The 20,529-nt window shown below is 53.8% G+C and carries 14 protein-coding genes; 4 read left to right on the plus strand and 10 right to left on the minus strand.

Annotated elements, in window-relative coordinates; all coding sequences use genetic code 11:
* Positions 1 to 251 precede the first annotated feature (251 nt).
* The 3 genes from SNR34_RS28175 to SNR34_RS28185 all read left to right on the plus strand — a co-directional run bounded on the left by SNR34_RS28175 (position 252) and on the right by SNR34_RS28185 (position 4,022).
* Positions 252 to 1,646, plus strand: coding sequence for an NCS1 family transporter (locus SNR34_RS28175; protein WP_486180656.1), 1,395 nt, complete (start codon positions 252 to 254; stop codon positions 1,644 to 1,646).
* Between the two features lie 49 nt (positions 1,647 to 1,695).
* A complete protein-coding gene (locus SNR34_RS28180; protein ID WP_486180657.1) occupies positions 1,696 to 3,051 on the plus strand; it encodes an allantoinase in 1,356 nt (451 codons plus the stop codon).
* Between the two features lie 185 nt (positions 3,052 to 3,236).
* The gene (locus SNR34_RS28185; protein WP_236420904.1) at positions 3,237 to 4,022 is read left to right on the plus strand and encodes an alpha/beta hydrolase; all 786 of its coding nucleotides are present in this window, start codon (positions 3,237 to 3,239) and stop codon (positions 4,020 to 4,022) included.
* 134 nt (positions 4,023 to 4,156) lie between these two features.
* Here the strand turns inward: SNR34_RS28185 and argH are convergent, their stop codons facing one another.
* From argH to argC, 7 genes are all read right to left on the minus strand, one after another.
* The gene (gene argH / locus SNR34_RS28190) at positions 4,157 to 5,560 is read right to left on the minus strand and encodes an argininosuccinate lyase (RefSeq protein ID WP_236420946.1); all 1,404 of its coding nucleotides are present in this window, start codon (positions 5,558 to 5,560) and stop codon (positions 4,157 to 4,159) included.
* Between the two features lie 148 nt (positions 5,561 to 5,708).
* Positions 5,709 to 6,944, minus strand: a complete 1,236-nt coding sequence (locus SNR34_RS28195) for an argininosuccinate synthase (protein ID WP_339274895.1) — start codon at positions 6,942 to 6,944, stop codon at positions 5,709 to 5,711.
* A 299-nt stretch (positions 6,945 to 7,243) separates the two neighbouring features.
* Positions 7,244 to 8,209 carry an ornithine carbamoyltransferase gene (gene argF, locus SNR34_RS28200; RefSeq protein WP_236420906.1) on the minus strand — a complete coding sequence of 322 codons (966 nt, stop codon included), beginning with the start codon at positions 8,207 to 8,209 and terminating at the stop codon, positions 7,244 to 7,246.
* A gap of 195 nt (positions 8,210 to 8,404) precedes the next feature.
* Positions 8,405 to 9,667: an acetylornithine transaminase gene (argD, locus tag SNR34_RS28205; protein WP_486180658.1), complete on the minus strand. Its 1,263-nt coding sequence runs from the start codon at positions 9,665 to 9,667 to the stop codon at positions 8,405 to 8,407.
* Positions 9,668 to 9,761: 94 nt separating this feature from the next.
* Complete coding sequence (argB, locus tag SNR34_RS28210; RefSeq protein WP_486180659.1) at positions 9,762 to 10,604, minus strand: acetylglutamate kinase; 843 nt, start codon at positions 10,602 to 10,604, stop codon at positions 9,762 to 9,764.
* Between the two features lie 104 nt (positions 10,605 to 10,708).
* Positions 10,709 to 11,947, minus strand: a complete 1,239-nt coding sequence (gene argJ, locus SNR34_RS28215; protein ID WP_486180660.1) for a bifunctional glutamate N-acetyltransferase/amino-acid acetyltransferase ArgJ — start codon at positions 11,945 to 11,947, stop codon at positions 10,709 to 10,711.
* Between the two features lie 127 nt (positions 11,948 to 12,074).
* Positions 12,075 to 13,124 (minus strand): N-acetyl-gamma-glutamyl-phosphate reductase, encoded by a 1,050-nt coding sequence (argC, locus tag SNR34_RS28220; RefSeq protein ID WP_486180661.1) that lies wholly within the window; start codon positions 13,122 to 13,124, stop codon positions 12,075 to 12,077.
* 561 nt (positions 13,125 to 13,685) lie between these two features.
* On the opposite strand from argC, the gene cls reads away from it, so the two are divergent.
* On the plus strand, positions 13,686 to 15,134 hold the full coding sequence (cls, locus tag SNR34_RS28225; protein WP_236420910.1) for a cardiolipin synthase: 1,449 nt from the start codon (positions 13,686 to 13,688) through the stop codon (positions 15,132 to 15,134).
* A 128-nt stretch (positions 15,135 to 15,262) separates the two neighbouring features.
* On the opposite strand, the gene SNR34_RS28230 is transcribed toward cls, so the two are convergent.
* The 3 genes from SNR34_RS28230 to secA form a co-directional block, all read right to left on the minus strand.
* Complete coding sequence (locus SNR34_RS28230) at positions 15,263 to 16,168, minus strand: YitT family protein (protein ID WP_486180662.1); 906 nt, start codon at positions 16,166 to 16,168, stop codon at positions 15,263 to 15,265.
* A 286-nt stretch (positions 16,169 to 16,454) separates the two neighbouring features.
* Positions 16,455 to 17,568, minus strand: a protein-coding gene (gene prfB, locus SNR34_RS28235; RefSeq protein ID WP_236420911.1) for a peptide chain release factor 2 whose coding sequence is annotated in 2 segments (ribosomal slippage) — positions 16,455 to 17,495 and positions 17,497 to 17,568 — 1,113 coding nt in all. Because the reading frame shifts where the segments join, the coding sequence is not laid out codon by codon here.
* Positions 17,569 to 17,679: 111 nt separating this feature from the next.
* A complete protein-coding gene (gene secA / locus SNR34_RS28240) occupies positions 17,680 to 20,184 on the minus strand; it encodes a preprotein translocase subunit SecA (RefSeq protein ID WP_236420912.1) in 2,505 nt (834 codons plus the stop codon).
* Between the last annotated feature and the right edge of the window lie 345 nt (positions 20,185 to 20,529).

A 20,529-nucleotide genomic window follows, 5' to 3' on the forward strand; every position in this document is an offset into this window, starting at 1 on the left:
CGATATGTAATATTTTTTTAGTCAAATTCAACAGCAAACCCGATGACAATCTACGTTTTTGTCAATGATTTATGAAGATAAGGTGATAAAATAAGAAACATAAACCAAAGGTCAGTATACATTACATATTAGAGTAATGTTATCTTACATAAAATCATCTGGGATATATGCAAAAGGCTGGCCGAACGGTCGTTTAATCTTCAAACCGACCAGCCTTGCACACCCAATAAAAACGAGGGAGTGGGTCGAGTATGTCTACGAATTTGGCAGGTCGAGTGTTGGAGGAGACGCAGCTGCAGGAAAAGATCAGTGTGGACGACTCCCTGAAACCGAAGCAAGAGAGCGGCAGAAAGATTGGACCAGTATCTTACATGTTTATGTGGATCGGGGACGGCGTGAACCTCGGCAACATGACGCTCGGGGCGAGCCTGATTGCCGCTGGCGTCGCTACGCTCAATGTGTTTCAGACATTTGTAGCCGCGATCATTGCGATCGGTATCATTTCCGTTATTTTCGCCCTGAACGACCGATTCGGCTACCGGACGGGCATCCCTTACGTTGTTCAGCTGCGGATGTCGTTCGGCATCAAGGGCTCGATGATTTCCTCATTCCTGCGCGGCGTGCCTGCCATCGTCTGGTACGGTTTCCAGAGTTGGGTCGGGGCAACGGCGCTGAATGAAATTGTGAAGGTGCTGAGTAGCGGCAGCTTCGACAGCATCCCGATTTGTTTCGTGGTACTGCAGGCGGTTCAGATCGTTCTCTCGCTTTATGGCTTTCATGCGATCAAGTGGGTGGAGACGCTCGCTTCCGTTGTCATCATGCTGGCCCTCGTCTACGTGTTCGGCATCTTGCTCAATTCCCACAGCACGGCAATTGCCGAGCATTGGGTGAACGCTCAGGGGACATGGGGACTTCCCTTCTTCGCCTTCATCATGGTATTTCTCGGCAACTATGCGGCGATCTTTCTGAGCGCAGCGGACTATTCCCGTGAGCTCAAAAGCGGCATCAGCGACAAAAAACGCAGTATGCTTTACTTCTTGCCCATCTTTATCGCCTACGGCTTCGTCCTGACGATCGGGGCCATGATGGCCGCGGCGACAGGCATTTCCAATCCGGTCAAAGCATTCGCCGTCATCGTCGACAATCCGTATATCACCGTTGGTGTGTCCGCCTTCATCGTCATCGGTGCGGTTGCCGTCAACATGGTGGCCAACATCGTACCGCCAGCTTACGTCATCTCGCTCGTTACCAAGCTGAAATACAAAGCATCCGTCATTATAACCGGATTACTCGCGCTCTGCTCCTTCCCTTGGGTACTCGTGCAGGATTCTTCGGCCAAAGGCTTAAACATGTTCATCCTGATCTACTCCGCTTTCCTTGGTCCGATCGTCGCAATTATGTTAGTCGAATACTACATTTTGCGCAAACAGAAGGTCGATACGGTAGAGCTGTATCTGGAAAACGGCGCTTTCAAAGGCTATAATCCGAGCGCCATACTCGCCATGCTGATCGGAGCAGGCGCAGCATTCCTACTGGTCGACATCGGCTGGATCATCGGATTTACCGTAGCGGGCATCGCATACCTGCTGCTGAGCAAACTCGCTTTCAAAGGCTCATCGTTCAAGAAGGGCACGATTTTTGAATAAACAGTCTCAACTATACATTGGAAACCACCACCTAAAAGGAGAGATGCGCATGGAACGTTACGATCTGATCGTACGCGGCGGCAGCGTGGTGCTGCCGGACGGTGTCACGAAAGCCGATGTCGGGGTCAAAGACGGAAAAATTGCGGCAATTGCCGCCAAACTGGAGGGCGAAACAGAGCAGGAATGGGACGCGGCGGGACTCCATGTGCTTCCAGGCATGATCGACGTGCACGTTCATTTCAGCGAGCCGGGCCGCGAGCATTGGGAAGGCTTTACGACCGGATCAGCCATGATGGCTGCCGGCGGCTGCACCACCTTCTTCGATATGCCGCTGAACGGCATTCCGTCTACGGTGAATGAGGAGGCGCTGCTGGATAAGGCTCGTCTTGGAAACGAAAAGTCGCTCGTCGATTTCGGCCTTTGGGGCGGACTCGTGCCGGGTAACGAAGACGATCTGCAGCCTTTGGCGGAATCTGGCGTGATTGGATTCAAAGCGTTCCTGTCCACGACAGGCAACAAAGAATTCGAAGCCGTGGACGACATGACGCTCCTGAACGGCATGAAAAAGATCGCAGCACTCGGCAAGGTACTGGCCTTGCATTCCGAGAGCGCAGCAATCACCAACTGGCTGAAAGCGGAAAAGGAAGCGGCGGGACTTGTGAGTGCTGACGACTATCTGGAGACTCGCCCGATTCTCGCCGAAGTTGAAGCAGTGGAACGCGCACTGCATTATTCGGAAATAACCGGCTGCGCGCTGCATTTTGTGCATATCAGCTCGGCTGCGGCCGTGGCGAGAATCGAGGCGGCGAAGGCTCGCGGCATGAATGTAACGGTTGAGACGTGCCCGCATTATTTGCTCTTTAATCACAATAGTCTGCGGGAAAAAGGCAGCATCGCCAAGTGCGCGCCTCCACTGCGGGAAGCAGACGAGCAGCAACGGCTAATCGCCCTGCTGGCACAAGGCAAATTCGATATGCTGTCGTCGGACCATTCACCGTGTCCGTACGATATGAAGGACCCGAAAGATTATAACCTCTTTCAGGCCTGGGGCGGCATTAGCGGTGGACAGTTCACGCTGCTGTCGGCCCTGGAACTGGCACTGGCGCACGACATCCCGCTCGAGCAGGTTGCCGCGTGGACGGCATCGAATCCGGCGGAGCGCTTCGGTCTCGCGGGCAGCAAGGGCACCATTGCCATCGGGATGGATGCCGATCTGGCGATCGTCGATTTGAACGAAGCGTTTACGGTCACGGAAGAAAATTATTATGCGAAGCATAAGCAGAGCCTGTATATCGGGCATACCTTCCCGTGCAGCGTGACCGGTACCATCGTTCGGGGACATATCGTCGCTCGCAGCGGCGACGTGTCGACGGAGGTTGCGACAGGCAGCTGGCAGAAGCCGTGAATAGATACGAATCACAAAGAAGCAGGTTGAGAGATCAACCCGCTTTTTTTCATTTAAGTATGCGACTACCGTTCTATTTTCATCGATAACGGATACCGTTCGAGAAATCCATATTCATGATTGCAAAAGAGGGACAATCCATTTAATCTTGGTATGAACACGAATGAAAGGGGTTACTTCACGTTATGGCACTGATCACTTGCAACTTTTATTCCGATACGCTTGGCTTGAGCACAAGTATGCACGTCATTCTCCCGCAGCAGACCCACACCCAGATCGGCATGGAAAATGTAACGGGCAAAGGACTTCATCCTACCCTGTATTTACTGCACGGTTTGTCCGACGACGATTCCATCTGGCTGCGCCGCACCTCGATCGAACGTTATGTGGCTCAGCTCGGCATTGCCGTCGTCATGCCGCAAGTCCATCGCAGCTTCTACACCGACATGGCCGAAGGCGGGCGGTACTGGAGCTTTATCAGCGAAGAGCTGCCCGCGCTTGCGCGCTCGTTCTTCCCGTTGTCCGACCGCCGGGAGGACAACTTCGTTGCCGGCCTCTCCATGGGCGGATACGGCGCTTTCAAGCTTGCGCTGCGCAAGCCGGACCAGTATGCGGCCGCAGCCAGCTTGTCCGGCGCGCTCGACATGGCAGCGCACATGGACAACGCTTCCGGCGCACTTAGCCGCGCGGAGCTGGAACGCATTTTCGGGCCGAGCATCGCCGGGACGGAAAACGATCTGCTCCATCTGCTGAAGGAAAGCCAAGCTTCCACAGGACCTCGCCCTCTTTTATACCAATGCTGCGGCACAGAGGATTTCCTCTACGAAGACAATCAAACGTTCCGACAGGCCTGTGCACAGACAGACTTCCAACTGACTTACGAAGAAGGGCCTGGGGCTCACGAATGGGGATATTGGGATGCGAAAATCCAGGATGTCCTGAAATGGCTGCCATTGGCGAAGAAAGAATAGTCGGCAAGCGAGAGCGATCGGAGCAGAATTTTACATTCTGCCCGCTTCGTCTTTTACCAAAAAAAGAAGCAGGCACGAGAGCTTACGCTCTCACCCTGCTTCTTTGTATATAACCGGTCGTTTCGGACCAAACATTAACCGCGGTTTTCGATCCACTGCTCCGTCAGCTCGAGCACCTTTTCGCTGCGTGCAATCGCTTCGGCAACCTGGCCGGATGCCGTTCCGCCGTAAACGTTACGGGCGTTGACCACCGCCTCCGGCTGCAGCACATCATAGATGCGCTCATCGAACAGCGGGGAGAACTGGCGGAATTCGTCGATCGTCAGATCGAGCAAATATTTGCCGTTCTGGATACAGTAGAGCACCGTTTTGCCGATGACTTCATGCGCTTGGCGGAAAGGCAGCCCTTCGCCCACGAGGAAGTCGGCGATGTCCGTTGCGTTGGAGAAGTCCTGATTGACGGCCTGACGCATGCGACCTTTGTTGACTTTCATCGTCGCGATCATCGGAGCAAACAATTGCAGCGCGCCTTCCAGCGTGGCTACCGTATCGAACATGCCTTCTTTGTCTTCCTGCATGTCTTTGTTGTAAGCAAGCGGGAGAGATTTCAGCACCGTGAGCAAGCCCATCAGATTGCCGTATACACGTCCCGTTTTGCCGCGAACGAGTTCCGGTACGTCCGGGTTTTTCTTCTGCGGCATGATGCTGCTGCCTGTGCAGAACGCGTCGTCCAGCTCCACGAAGCCAAACTCCGTGCTGCTCCACAGCACCAGTTCCTCGCTCAGTCGGGACAGATGCGTCATGATCAGGGACGCCGCTGCCAGGAACTCCACGATAAAGTCACGGTCGCTGACCGCATCCAGACTGTTTTCGTAAACGCCGTCGAACCCGAGCTGCTCGGCCACGAAGTGGCGATCGATCGGGAACGTCGTTCCGGCAAGCGCTCCGGCGCCCAGCGGCAGCACGTTAATGCGTTTGTAGCTGTCCATCAGCCGCTCTGCATCGCGTTGGAACATGGACACGTAAGCCATCAAATGATGCGCGAACAGGATCGGCTGCGCACGCTGCAAATGCGTATACCCCGGCACGATCGTATCCAGGTTGTCCTTCGCTTGCCCGATCAACGCTTGCTGCAGCGCATGCAGCATGCCGACAAAACCAACCACGCGCTCGCGCAGGTACAAGTGCATGTCCGTTGCGACCTGGTCATTCCGGCTGCGCCCCGTATGCAATTTACCGCCAACCGGGCCGATCGTTTCGATCAGGTTTTTCTCGATGTTCATATGAATATCTTCGTCAGATACCGAGAACTCCACTTCGCCTGCACGGATTTTGTGCAGCACGGTAATCAGGCCTTCCTTGATCGTTTCCACGTCTTCGGCAGGCAAAATGCCGCATTTGCCGAGCATCGTCACATGGGCCAAACTGCCTTGAATGTCTTCCTCAGCCAGCGCTTTGTCAAAGTTGATGGATGCCGTGTACTCCTCCACCAGATGATTCGTTTGTTTCGTAAAACGTCCGCCCCACAGCTTGCTCACGGTGAATATTCCCCTTTCGCTCATGGACAAAGCCGCTCCTGCCGAAGTTTCGGCAAGAACGGCCCGCCTTGTCATTGATTATGCATGCCAACGCTGGCAGCTTGTATATGCACGTTCCGAGCCGTATAAAACGCCCGGCGCCCGCGAATTAGTTTTTGTTTTGCTCCACGCCGGAGTTCACTTTCAGGCGCAGCGCGTTCAAGCGGATAAAGCCGGTTGCATCTCCTTGGTCATACGCTTGCGTCGGGTCAGCTTCCATTGTAGCGATGTCCGGATTGTACAGGCTGACAGGGCTTTGAACCCCTGCGCCGATAATGTTGCCTTTGTACAGCTTCACGCGCACGGTTCCGGTCACGTTTTTCTGACTTTCGGTCACGAGTGCTTGCAAGGCAAGGCGTTCAGGCGCAAACCAGAAGCCGTTGTATACCAGCGTGCTGTAACGCGTAATCAGGCTGTCGCGCAGGTTCATCACTTCGCGGTCCATCGTGATGGATTCCATTTTGCGGTGAGCGGTGAACAGGATTGTGCCGCCCGGCGTCTCGTATACCCCGCGGCTCTTCATGCCGACGAAGCGGTTTTCCACCATGTCGACGCGTCCGATGCCGTGTTTGCCGCCCAGCTCGTTCAGTTTCTCCATGACTTGCAGCGGGCTCAAACGCTCGCCGTTCAAGGCCACGCAATCGCCTTTTTCGAATTCCAGCTCCAGATATTCCGGTTGATCCGGCGCATCCTCGGGAGAGCTGCTGAGCAGGAACATGTCTTTATTTTCTTCAGAGCTTGGATCGAACCAAGGATCTTCCAGCACGCCGCTTTCATAGCTGATGTGCAGCAGGTTGCGGTCCATCGAGTATGGTTTTGCCGCGGAAGCCGTTACCGGAATGCCGTGTTTCTCGGCATATGCGATCATTTCCGCACGTCCAGGGAATTGGTTGCGGAATTCTTCCAGACGCCAAGGCGCGATCACTTGAATATCCGGTGTCAATGCAGCCGCGTTCAGCTCGAAGCGAACTTGGTCGTTCCCTTTGCCCGTAGCGCCGTGAGCGATCGCCGTAGCGCCTTCGGCGCGTGCGATGTCCACCATGCGTTTGGCGATCAGCGGACGCGCGATGCTTGTGCCGAGCAGGTATTGTCCCTCATAAAGAGCGCCTGCCTGGAACATTGGATAAATGAAATCTTTCGCGAACTCGTCGCGCAGATCGTCGATGTACACTTTGGACGCGCCCGTTGCGAGTGCTTTCTCTTCCAGTCCGTCCAATTCTTCTTTCTGACCGATATCTGCCGTGAAGGCGATGATTTCCGCATCATATGTTTCTTTCAGCCATTTCAAAATGACCGATGTGTCCAGTCCGCCGGAATAGGCGAGTACGATTTTTTCCTTAGCCATTGTCGCTTCCCCCAAAGTTGATATCCGTGAATATGTTGGGTTGTGCACACCACTCCGATTGCAGTACCATCTTCCGATCTTCGTTATCCCCGGATTTTTTGATCACCCTATAAACGGGCAAATCCGGTGATAAAGGCGAGCGCTTCGCTTCTCCAGATTGGTTCTGCACTCTCCGTTAATGCACAAACATCAAATCCACTTCTATCAAAAAATATAATTAATAAATAATGATAAATCTCGCTTTGTTCTATCATCGCTAACCCCGTCCTCAAAATCAACCATTTTGAGGCAAACGGCGGTTATTCGCTCATTAACGCAGCCATCAAGGCCTTCTGTGCATGCAAACGGTTTTCGGCTTGGTCGAAGATGACGGAGTTCGGGCCGTCAATGACGCCTTCGCTCACTTCTTCGCCGCGGTGCGCCGGCAGGCAGTGCAAGAACAGGTAGTCCGGCTTTGCGCCTTTCATCAACTCTTCGTCCACTTGATAGGCCGCAAATGCTTGCTCGCGCACTTTTTGCTCCTCTTCAAAGCCCATGCTCGCCCATACGTCCGTGTATACCACGTCCGCGTCCTTCACAGCTTCATGCGGATCGTAAGTTACGGTAACTTCAGAGCCGCTCTCCTTTGCAATGCTGCGTGTCTGCTCTACAATGGCGCTGTCCGGCTCGTATCCCTTCGGCGTAGCAACTGCGACATGGATGCCCATTTTCGCCGCACCCAGCATGAGGGAATGCGCCATGTTGTTGCCGTCGCCCACGTATGCCAGCTTCAAGCCTTCAAGCTTGCCTTTGTGCTCCAGCACCGTTTGGAAGTCAGCCAGCACTTGGCATGGATGCGCTGCATCGCTTAGGCCGTTGATGACCGGAATATCTGCATGTTCCGCCAATTCAGTCACGTTATGATGTCCGAACGTACGGATCATGATTCCGTCCAGATAGCGGGACAATACTTTCGCCGTATCATGCGTCGTCTCGCCGCGACCGAGCTGAATATCGTTTTTGCTGAGGAACAGCGCGTGTCCGCCCAACTGAAACATGCCTACTTCAAAAGATACCCGCGTACGCGTGGACGATTTTTCGAAAATAAGTCCGATCGTTTTGCCTTTCAGCGGCTGATAAGGCACGCCGTTTTTCTGTTTTCCTTTGATCTCGATGGCCAGATCGAGCAAATAACGGATTTCCTCTGCCGTATAGTCCGTGAACTCGATGAAATCCCGGCCTCTAAGGTCGATTTTTTTGATTTGGGTTTGCGATGCTTGCGTCATTATTCGTATCCTCCTTCATTCCGGTTCCCTGCACCCGCCTGGGCAGAAAAGAAAACCCATTCTCTTCTGCATTCTCACGCGGCGCCATGCGGCTGCAGGGATTCAGCTGTACATGTTTACCCGTAGGGCCAGAAGTGGCCCCCGGAGCAAACGAAATATTTTAACCAACCTTCAATTGAAGAGTGGACTTACAAATTACGCGTTTTTAGCAGCAACATGCTCTTGGATCAGTTCCGTAACGAGGGTTACCGCCTGATCAACCTCTTCCTTGCTCACCAACAGGTTAGGCAGCAGACGAATCACGTTCGGTCCTGCATTGACGAACAGAATGCCGCGCTTTTGCCCAGCCGTAATAATATCGCCGACCGGCTCCGCACACTCGATGCCCACGATCAGCCCGAGGCCGCGCACTTCCTTCACGAACGGAATGTCTGCGAGCTTCTCGCGCAGTGCATTCATCAGGTATTCACCAGTCTCTGCGGCACGCTCCGGCACGCGTTCCTCCAGCATCGTTTCCACGGTGGCGATCACCACCGACGAAGCGAGCGGCGTACCTCCAAACGTAGTCGCATGGCTGCCCGGCGTAAACGCATCTTTCAGATATCCTTTACCCAGCATGGCGCCCACAGGGAAGCCGCTTCCGATCCCTTTGGCGACCGTGAAAATATCCGGCTCAATGCCATAATGCTCATGCGCAAACAGCTTGCCTGTCCGTCCCATGCCCGTTTGCACTTCATCCACGATCAGCAGCAATCCGTGCTCGTCGCACAGCTTCCGGATATGCTCGACGAATTCGCGTTTGACCGGATGCACGCCGCCTTCCGCCTGCACCATCTCAATCATGATCGCCGCCGTTTTGGGCCCGATGGCTGCTTCGAGCGCTTCTGTATCATGGAGCGGTACGGTCACGAAACCGGCCGGGAGCGGAAGGAAACCTTCCTTCACTTTATCCTGGCCTGTTGCCGTCAACGTTGCCAAGGTGCGTCCATGGAAAGATTGGGCAAACGTGATCACTTCATAGCGGTCCGTACCCTTCACTTTCTGGTGATAGCGGCGAGCCAGCTTGATGGCCGCTTCGTTCGCTTCCGCCCCGCTATTGCAGAAGAACACCGCGTCCGCGCACGTATTCGCCGTCAACAGCGCTGCCGCTTTCTCCTGGCCGGGAATCTGGAACAGGTTGGATACGTGCCACAGCTCATCGATCTGCGCTTTCAGCTTCGCCGCGATTTGATCGGGCGCATGGCCAAGGCTCGTTACCGCAAGACCGCTCATGAAGTCCAAGTATTTGTTGCCTTGATCGTCCCATACCCAGCTGCCTTTGCCCTTAACAAGACTGATGGGATACCGCGAATATGTCTGAAAAAGCGAGCTCTCCGTTTGCCCGGAAGGCGCCGCCCCAGTCGCTACGGCACCCGCTACCGCCGTAGCGGCGCCGATTTGTTCATTGTCTTTTGCCATCGCCGTTTCACTCTCCTGTTCCTTAATGAATGCGTAGGGAATGCCGATTAAGAGGCTGCAACGAAATAAAGCATCGCTACTTTCCTTGCAGCTCCTAAGGCATCCGGATAATGCGCGTACCGATCGCTTCTCCGCCAAGCACGCGGCTCAAAATTTGCGGTTCGCTGCCATCCACGATAACGACCTCGCGGACGTCGCCATGAATGCAGGCAATGGCCGCGCGCACTTTCGGAATCATGCCGCCATAGATTTCTCCGGTCTGAATCATGTCCTCGATCTCCTGCACGGAGACGGAAGGCAGCACCTTTTTCTCGCCGCGTACCGTCTTCATGATGCCAGGCACGTCCGTCACGACGATCATGCGGCTTACGCCAAGGTGGGATGCTACTGCTCCAGCCGCCGTGTCGGCGTTGATATTGTAGCGCTGCCCGCTCACATCCACGCCCACCGGCGCGATGACAGGCATGTAACCCATGTCCACAACGCCTTGAATAATCGGCGCTTCCACACCAGTTACTTCACCAACCCAGCCGATTTCAGCGTGGTTCGTTACCGGTCTGGCCTGGATGAGTCCCCCGTCCACGCCGGACAATCCGATCGCCCGGCCTCCTACGCGCTGGATCAGGCGAACGATCTGTTTGTTGATGCTGCCCGCGAGCACCATCTCCACGACATCCAACACCGCTTCGGTCGTCTTGCGCAATCCGTTCACGAATTCGGTCTCGATGCCGAGCTTTGCCAAATTGTCCGAGATCGCCGGGCCGCCGCCGTGCACAATGACGGGCTGAATGCCCTGAGCCTGCAGATCCCGCAGATCCGCAAAAAACGATTCCGGCAACGCCGCCAGCGTGCTTCCTCCACATTTCATCACAAAGCGCTGCTTACCCGCTTCGGTCTGAGCCCCGTTCTGTTCGCTTGGCAAAGTTGTTGAACTCATGACGCCACCCCTTTCACTGATGAATTAACATTGAACCAATGATTTTTACACGGAGACACTACGTGGTCATGTAAATGTCTAGTTCAACCTATCCAAATGCTCTATTATGTGCGGTATGCCGCATTGATTCGTACATAGTCGTAAGTCAAGTCGCAGCCCCATGCGATGGCGGAACCTTCGCCATGGTTCAAGTCGACCACGATGCGAACGGTATCGCCTTGCAGGTAGGCCAGCGCCGCCTCTTCATCGAAAACTACCGGACTGGACTGCTTCAGCACCGAAATGTCGCCCAAACGGATGTCCACCGTATTCGGGTTAACAGGCTGGCCTGCACGCCCTACAGCCGCGATAATGCGCCCCCAGTTGGCATCGGCGCCGAACATGGCGGACTTCACCAGGCTGGACCCGATCACGGTCTTGGCGATCGCCTGTGCGGAGTCATCGCTAACTGCCCCGGTTACTTGGACTTCCACCAGTTTCGTGGCGCCTTCGCCGTCTCGGGCGATCGCTTTGGCCAGCACTTCGCACACATAAATGAATCCAGCCGCAAAAGCTTCCCAGTCGGCATGCTCAGGCGTCAGCTCTTCATTGTCGGCCAATCCGCTGGCCATGGCCACCAGCATATCGTTCGTGCTCGTGTCCCCGTCAACGGTAATCATGTTGAACGTGCGGTTGGTCGTCTGACGCAGCAATTGGTGCAAGGCCTCCGAACCGATGGCCGCATCCGTGGTCATAAAAGCAAGCATCGTCGCCATGTTCGGGTGGATCATGCCCGAGCCTTTGGCCGCGCCCGCAATCGTTACCGTTTTGCCGTTTACTTCAACGGATACGCAAGCTTCCTTTTTCACCAGATCCGTGGTCAGGATCGCTTGGGAAAATTGGTCCGCCTGCTCCGCATCCACGCCCAGGTTTGCTGGCAATGCGGCAATGCCTGCATGCACCGCGTCCATTTTCAGCAATTCGCCAATGACACCCGTCGATGCCACGGCAACATCGTCCTCGGCTACGCCCAGCTCGCGTGCAGCCGCAGCGCGCATGGCGTACGCATCGTCCTCGCCCTGCTGCCCCGTGCAAGCATTCGCATTGCCGCTGTTCACTACCACCGCTTGCAGGCGGCCGTTCACGAGACTTTCGCGAGTGACCTTGAGCGGGGCTGCCTGGAATACATTCGTTGTATATACCGCAGCCGCAGCCGCCGGTACGTCGCAGCGAATGGCGCCGATATCGTTGCGCGATGTTTTTTTCAGCCCGCAGTGCAATCCGCCAGCAGCGAACCCGCGCGGGGTTACGATTGTTCCGTTCTTAATGACGGCAAAAGCCTGTTGTTCCACATTTGTTCCCATATGTTATCCCCCGTCAAGCGTTCGGCTGCATGCCGACCTCCGCCGCTTTCATGAACCGCTACCCCAATGAAACAGGACCGGGAGTGACCGGCAGCTTGAACCGATGCACTCCTTGCGTGCCCATTTCTTATGGATATACAGGCGTCATGTTCAGTCCGAGGTTCTCCTCCCATCCCATCATCAGATTCATATTTTGAATGGCTTGCCCGGAAGCCCCTTTGACCAGGTTGTCGATGACTGAAATAATCGTCAGTCTGCCTGTGCGAGGGTCTGCCGAAAATCCGATATCGCAGTAGTTCGAGCCGTACACTTCTTTCGTCGCAGGCCAGATGCCTGGCTCCCGAACGCGGACGAAAGGCCGATTCTCGTAGTATTTGCGGTACAAGTCCACAATTTCACGGTCCGTGTGTTCCCCTGTAAGGCTCGCATACATCGTGCTCATGATCCCGCGCGTCATCGGTACAAGATGCGTCGTGAACGTCACCGTTACCGGCTTCCCGGCAATCAGGCCGAGAACTTGCTCTATCTCCGGAATGTGCTGGTGTTTGTTCAGCTTGTAGACCCTGAAGTTTTCGTTCATCTCGGCATAATGATGAGGAAGTCCAATGCCTCTTCCCGCACCGGATACGCCGGATTTCGCATCGATGATGATGGTGGACGGATCGATCCAGCCTGCTTCCACAGCCGGAATCAGCCCCAGCAGCGTAGCCGTCGGGTAACACCCCGGATTGGAAATGAAATTCCGATCCTTCACCTGATCGCCGAACACTTCAGCCATGCCGTATACCGCTTCTTCCAACAATGCCGCCGGCGCAGCAGGGTGTTTGTACCACTGTTCGTAGGATGCTCCGTCTTTCAACCGGAAATCGCCCGAAAGATCGATGACTTTCAGTCCAACCTCAAGCAGGCTCGGCACAAGCTTGGCGCTTACTCCGGATGGAGTCGCAGTGAATACCAAATCAGCGTGTGTCGCAATCTCGGCCGGATCAACGCCGTCGAGCGGCCTTCGCACAACCCCCGTCAGATGCGGGAATCCATCCGCGATGGATTCGCCGCTGCTGGATGATGAGATCACAGACGTAATCTCAACATGCGGATGATGTTGTAAAAAACGAATCAGTTCCACCCCGCCGTAGCCGGTGGAACCGACGATTGCCACTTTCAATTTGCTATTCACTCTCGCTCCCCCAATCCCGCTGCATACGCCGTATAGTCTATGTCGCGCTTCGTTTCCCGATTACCTTAAAGTCAATCGGCGCGCCTATCCGTCGCTTCTATGCATATTTGTGTATTATTATACATCCACATTTATATAAATACAACACTCTGCCATGAATTTCACATGCTTTCTCTTTCAGCTCGAAACATATCTTTCCAATATCTGCGGACGAACCACGTCACTTCTGCTAAAATACGTAGTATGAGGCCACATTACATACAAAGATTACGTGGCCAATTTTGCCGCTCGGCAATAACTATATAAATCGCAAAATACATACACACGTTAACGGAGAGGCAGAACCAATCTGGAAAAGCGAAGCGTTCGCCTAAAAGCTTTCTGAAAGAAAGCTGCTTCGGAAGCATAGGCTGTTCACCGGATTTTTCCTTAGAAAAGGGGAATCCAAGAAATCTGGGGATAACAGCGATCGGAAGATGGTCCTGCACTCGCAGTGCCCTAGTGTGAATGATTAATGCGATTTATATAGATGACATCTATTTTGAATCACGGAGGGCTACAGTGCACATCGAATCCATCTTGCTTATCGTACTTCTGGGCCTGAACATCATTTTCGCAGCAGCCGTCGTCTTCTTCGAACGGAAGGATGCCAGCGCATCCTGGGCTTGGCTGCTCGTCCTCAACTTTATTCCAGTGCTCGGATTCGTACTATATTTATTAACCGGCCAGAATCTGACCCGTTACAGGCTGTTCCAGTGGAAAGAACGCAAAAAGCTCGGTTTGGAGGAACGCATCTCCGCCCAGCTGGAGCAGCTGAAAGACCACCGAGGGCCTTTCCTCAACACGGCCACCGAAAGCCATCAGGACATGATCTACATGAACCTGAAGCAGAACGGCGCGCTCCTGACGGAAGACAATGACGTCGAAATCATTACGGACGGCATGGATAAGTTCCAACGTTTGCTGAGCGATATCGAGGCGGCCCAAGACCATGTCCACGTGCAATATTACATCTATAGAGGCGACCGCCTGGGCAAAAAAATCCGCGATGCCCTCATCCGCAAAGCGAGGCAAGGCATTAAGGTCCGCGTCCTGTACGATGCGCTTGGCTCGCGCAGGGTCTCAAACCGTTTTTTCAAAGAGCTCCGCGAAGCGGGAGGTTTGGTGGAAGTCTTTTTCCCATCCAAATTCAGCCTCATCAACCTGCGCATGAACTATCGCAATCATCGTAAAATCGTCATCATTGACGGCAATCTCGGATACACGGGCGGGTTCAATGTCGGCGACGAATATTTGGGGTTAAACTCCAAATTCGGCTATTGGCGCGACACACACCTGCGCATTCAGGGGAATGCCGTTCACGCGCTCCAGACCCGGTTCCTGCTCGATTGGAACGAAGCATCCAAACAGCATGACACGCCTTACGTGCCCGAACATTTCCCGAAAATCCAAGGTACGGGATCCACGGCCATGCAAATTGTGTCCAGCGGCCCTGATGCCGAGATCGAGCACATTAAGAACAGTTACCTGAAAATGATTAACGGGGCCAAACAATCCATCATGATCCAGACGCCGTATTTCATTCCGGATGCCAGCGTGTTCGAATCCATTCGCCTTGCCTGCCTGTCAGGCATTGACGTGCGAATCCTGATTCCGAACAAGCCCGACCACGCCTTTGTATATTGGGCCACGTTATCCTACATCGGCGAGCTGCTCAAAGTGGGGGCCAAAGCATTCGTTTACGACAACGGCTTCATTCATGCCAAAACGCTCATCATTGACCGCATGGTCGCATCCGTGGGAACGGCGAACATCGACTATCGCAGCTTCCGCCTGAACTTTGAGGTCAACGCCTTCATGTACGATGAAGGCATCGCCTCCAAACTGGCGAACACGTTCGAACACGATCTGAAAGTATCCCGGGAAATGACGATGGACGAATACAATCGGCGCAGCATCGTTATTCGTTTTAAAGAAGCCATCTCGCGGCTGCTCTCTCCGATTCTGTAAAATGCAAAAAGCAGGAAATCCCAGTCTGATGAACTGGAGGATTTCCTGCTTTTCTTTGAATATCACGTTGTCCTGCTCGAGCAACCGATAGCGCCTTTTTTTGACTGAGTACACTCTGCCTGTGACGATTAAACATGCTCCCGTTTGAAACCTTCGCCAAGCACCTCATGCGCATTGCTGATAATGACAAAAGCCCCCGGGTCCACGGACCGGATCAACGCTTTAAGTCTCGGCACCTCGCTCTGTCCAACCACGACCATCAGCACCGTCCGCTGGTTATCCGTATAACCTCCCCGTGCTTCGAGTTTGGTCAATCCACGATCCAGATCGGCGAGAATGATCTGTGTGATCGGTTCGATCTCGTTCGAGATGATGTATGCGACCTTGGAGCTGCCAAAACCCATCTCGACGCCATCAATCACTTTGCCGGTAATATACAAACCGATGAGGGCATAAAGCGACTGTTCCAGCGACAGCACAAAGCCCGCCAAAATGATCACCGTTGCATCCATGATTACGACGCAAATCGAATAACTGAGTCCGCTGTATTTCTGCACGATGCGAGCCATGATGCTCATGCCGCCCGTCGATCCCCGGCCGCGGTATACGATCCCGATTCCCAGTCCCGCGCCGATCCCCCCGTATAATGAACCGAGCAGCGGATTCATCGTTGGCACCGTCCAATCCTTCGTCAAATATACGAAGAGCGGCAGTACGATGCTGCCGAGCACGGAACGCACGCCATACTGTTTGCCGATCAACACGAACCCTGCGATCAGGAGCGGAATATTCAGTGCCCACTGGGTGTACGCCGGTTCCAGGCCAAGCCACTCTTTCCCCAGAATGGAGATGCCTGACACACCGCCCGAAGCGATCTGGTTCGGCAGTAAAAACAGATTGAAGGCCACGGCGATCAAAAACGATCCCACGATAATCAAGGCCGTATCCATAGCGGTCCGCCAGGGGCCGTTGAGGGGAATAAAGTTCGTTATTCTTTTCTTGCGGTTGTACTGCAAATGCGGTTGTTCCTGCATGTCATCTTGCTCTCCTTTGTTGTCCATAGTGCTCTATATATGCCATCCCGCCGATACGGGGAATACCAATGATGTTTAGAGATTTGTATTCAAGTTATATAAACCGCAATAATCATTCACATTAGGCCACTGCGTGCGCTGTACCATCTTCCGATCGCTGTTATCCCCAGATTTTTTGGATTCCCCTTTCTGAAGGGGAACATCCGGCTGCATCGTGCGCGCACAAAAAAAGCTCCTGTATAGACCAGCATACGCCTACACGTATCCAGTCCATACAGGAACTCGATTAATCGGTTTCCACTTTAATTTGGCTGCGCAAATAACCATCGATGAATGCATCGAGGTCGCCGTCCATTACCGCTCCGGTATTTCCCGTTTCCACAGAAGTACGGTGATCCTTTACCATACTATAGGGATGGAACACGTAGGAGCGAATCTGGCTTCCCCATGCAATATCCGACTGTTCCCCTCGGATTTCATCCAGCTCTTTTTGCTGCTCTTCAATTTTACGCTCATACAGCTTCGAACGAAGCATCGTCATGGCCCGCTCGCGGTTTTTGATCTGTGAACGCTCGTTCTGGCACGTTACAACGACGCCTGTCGGGATATGCGTAATCCGTACTGCCGAGTCCGTCGTATTGATGTGCTGTCCACCCGCGCCGCTCGCGCGGTAGGTATCGATCTTGAGATCTTCCGTCCGGATGTCGATCTCGACCGTATCATCGATCTCTGGCACGACGTCGCAGGATACGAAGGAAGTATGGCGACGGCCGGAGGAGTCGAACGGCGAGATGCGCACCAAACGATGCACGCCTTTCTCCGCTTTCAGATATCCGTAGGCATTGTGCCCCTTGATCGAAAGCGTAACGCTCTTGATGCCCGCCTCGTCACCCGGCAAATAATCGAGCACTTCGACCTTGAAACCGCGTTTCTCGGCCCACCGCGTATACATTCTCAGCAGCATCTGGCCCCAGTCCTGAGACTCTGTACCGCCAGCACCCGGATGCAGCTCCAATATGGCGTTCATTTTGTCGTATGGCTGGTTCAGCAGCAGTTGGAGCTCGAATTGCTCCAGCTTTTCCACAATGGCGGCTACGCTGCCGCTTACCTCGGCCGCGAGATCATCGTCGCCCTCTTCTTCAGCCAGCTCGACCATCATGGCTGCATCATCATAATCCTGCTGCAGCTTGTTGTATTGGTCTACCGAACCCTTGACCGCATTCATTTCGGCGATGACGGATTGGGCTTTTTCATTATCGTCCCAGAAATCGGGCGCAGACATTTTCTCTTCGAAGTTCTCAATCATTTCCTTTTTGAGATCTAAGTCAAAGAGACCCCCTAAGGTTTGTTAGTTTCTTGCTGATTTCACGCAGGTCATGCTTTACGCTTGGATCAATCATGTGCAATTCCTCTTTTCATTAAAGTAAGCTCCCGGCAACCAAGGAACCCATAGGTTATCCTATGAAATCCCCGGCTGCAAGGAGCCATGTGTCCTGACTATATATTATTTCCTATTCTTGGCCATGGCAATGTTTGTACTTTTTGCCGCTGCCGCATGGGCACAGATCGTTGCGTCCCACTTGATCGGCTACGCGCACCGGGCGTTTCTCGGCAGGCTCGCCGCTGGTAGAGATTTTGCTCTCGTCCACGACCGCCTGACGCTCCTGATTGCTTTCGATTTGGGCCCGCATTACGTATGTGGCCACTTCTTCCTGGATCGAAGCGATCATCTGATGGAACATTTCGAAACCTTCGAATTGGTACTCGCGCAGCGGATCGGTGCCGCCATACGCACGCAAGTGAATCCCTTGGCGAAGCTGATCCATCGCATCGATGTGATCCATCCATTTGCTGTCGACTGCACGAAGCACAACCACTTTTTCGAACTCGCGTACCATTTCCGGTCCGATTCGTTCTTCACGGGCGTTGTATTTCTTCTCTACTTTGTCGAAGAGATACTCGACGATCTCTTCGGCTTCTTTGCCCCACAGATCATCCTTGGTCACGGCGCCGTCATCCAGCAATTTGCTGTTCATGTAGTCGGCCACTTCCTGCAGCTCCCAGTTCTCCGGAATTTCGTCGCTGCAGTGCGCTTCAACAATACGCTCGATGGACGGTTTGATCATATCCATGACGATTTGTTTGATATTGTCGGATTCGAGCACCTCACGGCGCTGTTTGTAAATGATCTCACGCTGCTGGTTCATGACGTCATCGTACTGGAGAACGACTTTGCGGACGTCGAAGTTGTTGCCTTCAACGCGCTTCTGCGCCGACTCTACCGCACGGGTAATCATGCGGCTTTCGATCGGCTGGTCTTCGTCAAAGCCCAGGCGCTCCATCATGTTCAGCACGTTGTCCGCGCCAAAACGTTTCATCAGTTCGTCGCCCATCGACAGATAAAACTGCGTGGAACCAGGGTCGCCCTGACGTCCCGCGCGTCCGCGAAGCTGATTATCGATCCGGCGCGATTCGTGGCGTTCCGTACCGATGATATGAAGGCCCCCGAGCTCGGCCACGCCTTCGCCCAGGATGATGTCCGTCCCCCGTCCGGCCATGTTGGTCGCGATCGTTACCGCTCCCGCCTGGCCCGCGCCCGAGATGATTTCGGCCTCTTCCGCATGGTACTTGGCGTTCAATACCTGGTGACGCACGCCGCGGCGTTTCAGCATGTCCGAGATGCGCTCGGAGTTCTCGATGGACACCGTACCGACGAGAACCGGCTGTTTTTTCGCATGGCGTTCCACGATCTCTTCCACCACGGCTTTGAATTTGCCGTCAACGCTTTTGTAGACGACGTCGGCGTTGTCGATCCGTTTGTTCGGACGGTTCGTCGGAATTTGCAATACTTCAAGCCCGTAAATCTTCTTGAACTCTTCTTCTTCCGTTTTGGCCGTACCCGTCATACCCGCCAGCTTGCGGTACATCCGGAAATAGTTCTGGAACGTAATCGTTGCAAGCGTCATGCTCTCGTTCTGTACCTCGATGCCCTCTTTGGCCTCGATCGCTTGGTGCAGGCCATCGCTGTAGCGGCGTCCGGACATCAGGCGGCCCGTGAACTCGTCAACGATCATGACTTCCTCGTCGCTTACCACGTAGTCCACGTCCCGGCGCATGATGACATTGGCTTTCAGCGCCTGCACGATATGGTGGTTCAGTGTTACGTTGGCATGGTCGTACAGGTTTTCAATGCCGAACGCTTTCTCGGATTTTGCAACACCCGCTTCGGTCAAAGCTACGGATTTCACCTTGATATCCACGGTAAAATCCTCTTCCGGCGTCAGACGTTTCACGAAACGGTCTGCTGCGTAATACAGGTCGGTCGACTTCTGGGCTTGTCCGGAGATGATCAGCGGCGTACGCGCTTCGTCGATCAGGATGGAGTCCACTTCGTCAATGATACAGAAGAACAATGGACGTTGTACCATTTGTTCTTTGTAGAGCACCATGTTATCGCGCAAATAGTCGAAACCGAATTCGTTGTTCGTTCCGTACGTAATATCGCAAGCATATGCGTGCTGCTTAAGAGCATGGTCCATGCCGCTCAGGTTGACCCCGACGGTCATGCCCAGGAATTCGTAAATTTGTCCCATTTCGGCACTGTCGCGTTGAGCCAGATAATCGTTGACCGTCACGACGTGCGCGCCCTTGGATTCCAGTGCATTCAAATACACCGGCAGCGTTCCTACCAGCGTTTTACCTTCACCCGTTTTCATCTCGGCAATCCGGCCTTCGTGCAGCGCAATACCGCCAAGCATCTGTACGTCATAGTGGCGTTTGCCGAGCACACGGCGAGATGCCTCACGCACGGTAGCAAATGCTTCCGGCAGAAGCTCATCCGTCGTTTCTCCCTTTTCGATCCGGGCACGGAATTCCTCTGTTTTCCCCTTCAGCTGCTCATCGGAGAGAGCCTGAAATTCCGGTTCCATTTTATTGATGACGTCGACCGTCTTCATCAGACGTTTAACATCGCGTTCATTCATGTCTCCGAAGATCTTTTTGACAAGTCCTAGCATGGTATACCCCTTTCGTGCAAAACAGAATAGCCCCCCTGTTGCCGCACAGCGGCATCTTCGGATGATATCATCCACTTGCCCGGGGGTGACAATGTAATACAATACTATGAGATGAATCAACTCCAGGCTTGCAAGGGTCCCTCATGAAGCCGATTCGGTATTCAACCGGACCCGGGCCCATCCAAAATGAATCCGGAATCCAAGCCGGACGAATCATGTTCATGGTGCTGTGCCTGTCATTGATAATGATTGGTGATCATTCGTTGACAATTCCCCATCAGGACAATGATTCTCTTTCATAAATTGTAACAGTTTGTAAGAGACGCCGCAACACGGCACAGCCGA

The sequence above is a fragment of the Paenibacillus sp. XP01 genome (genome assembly GCF_057364885.1).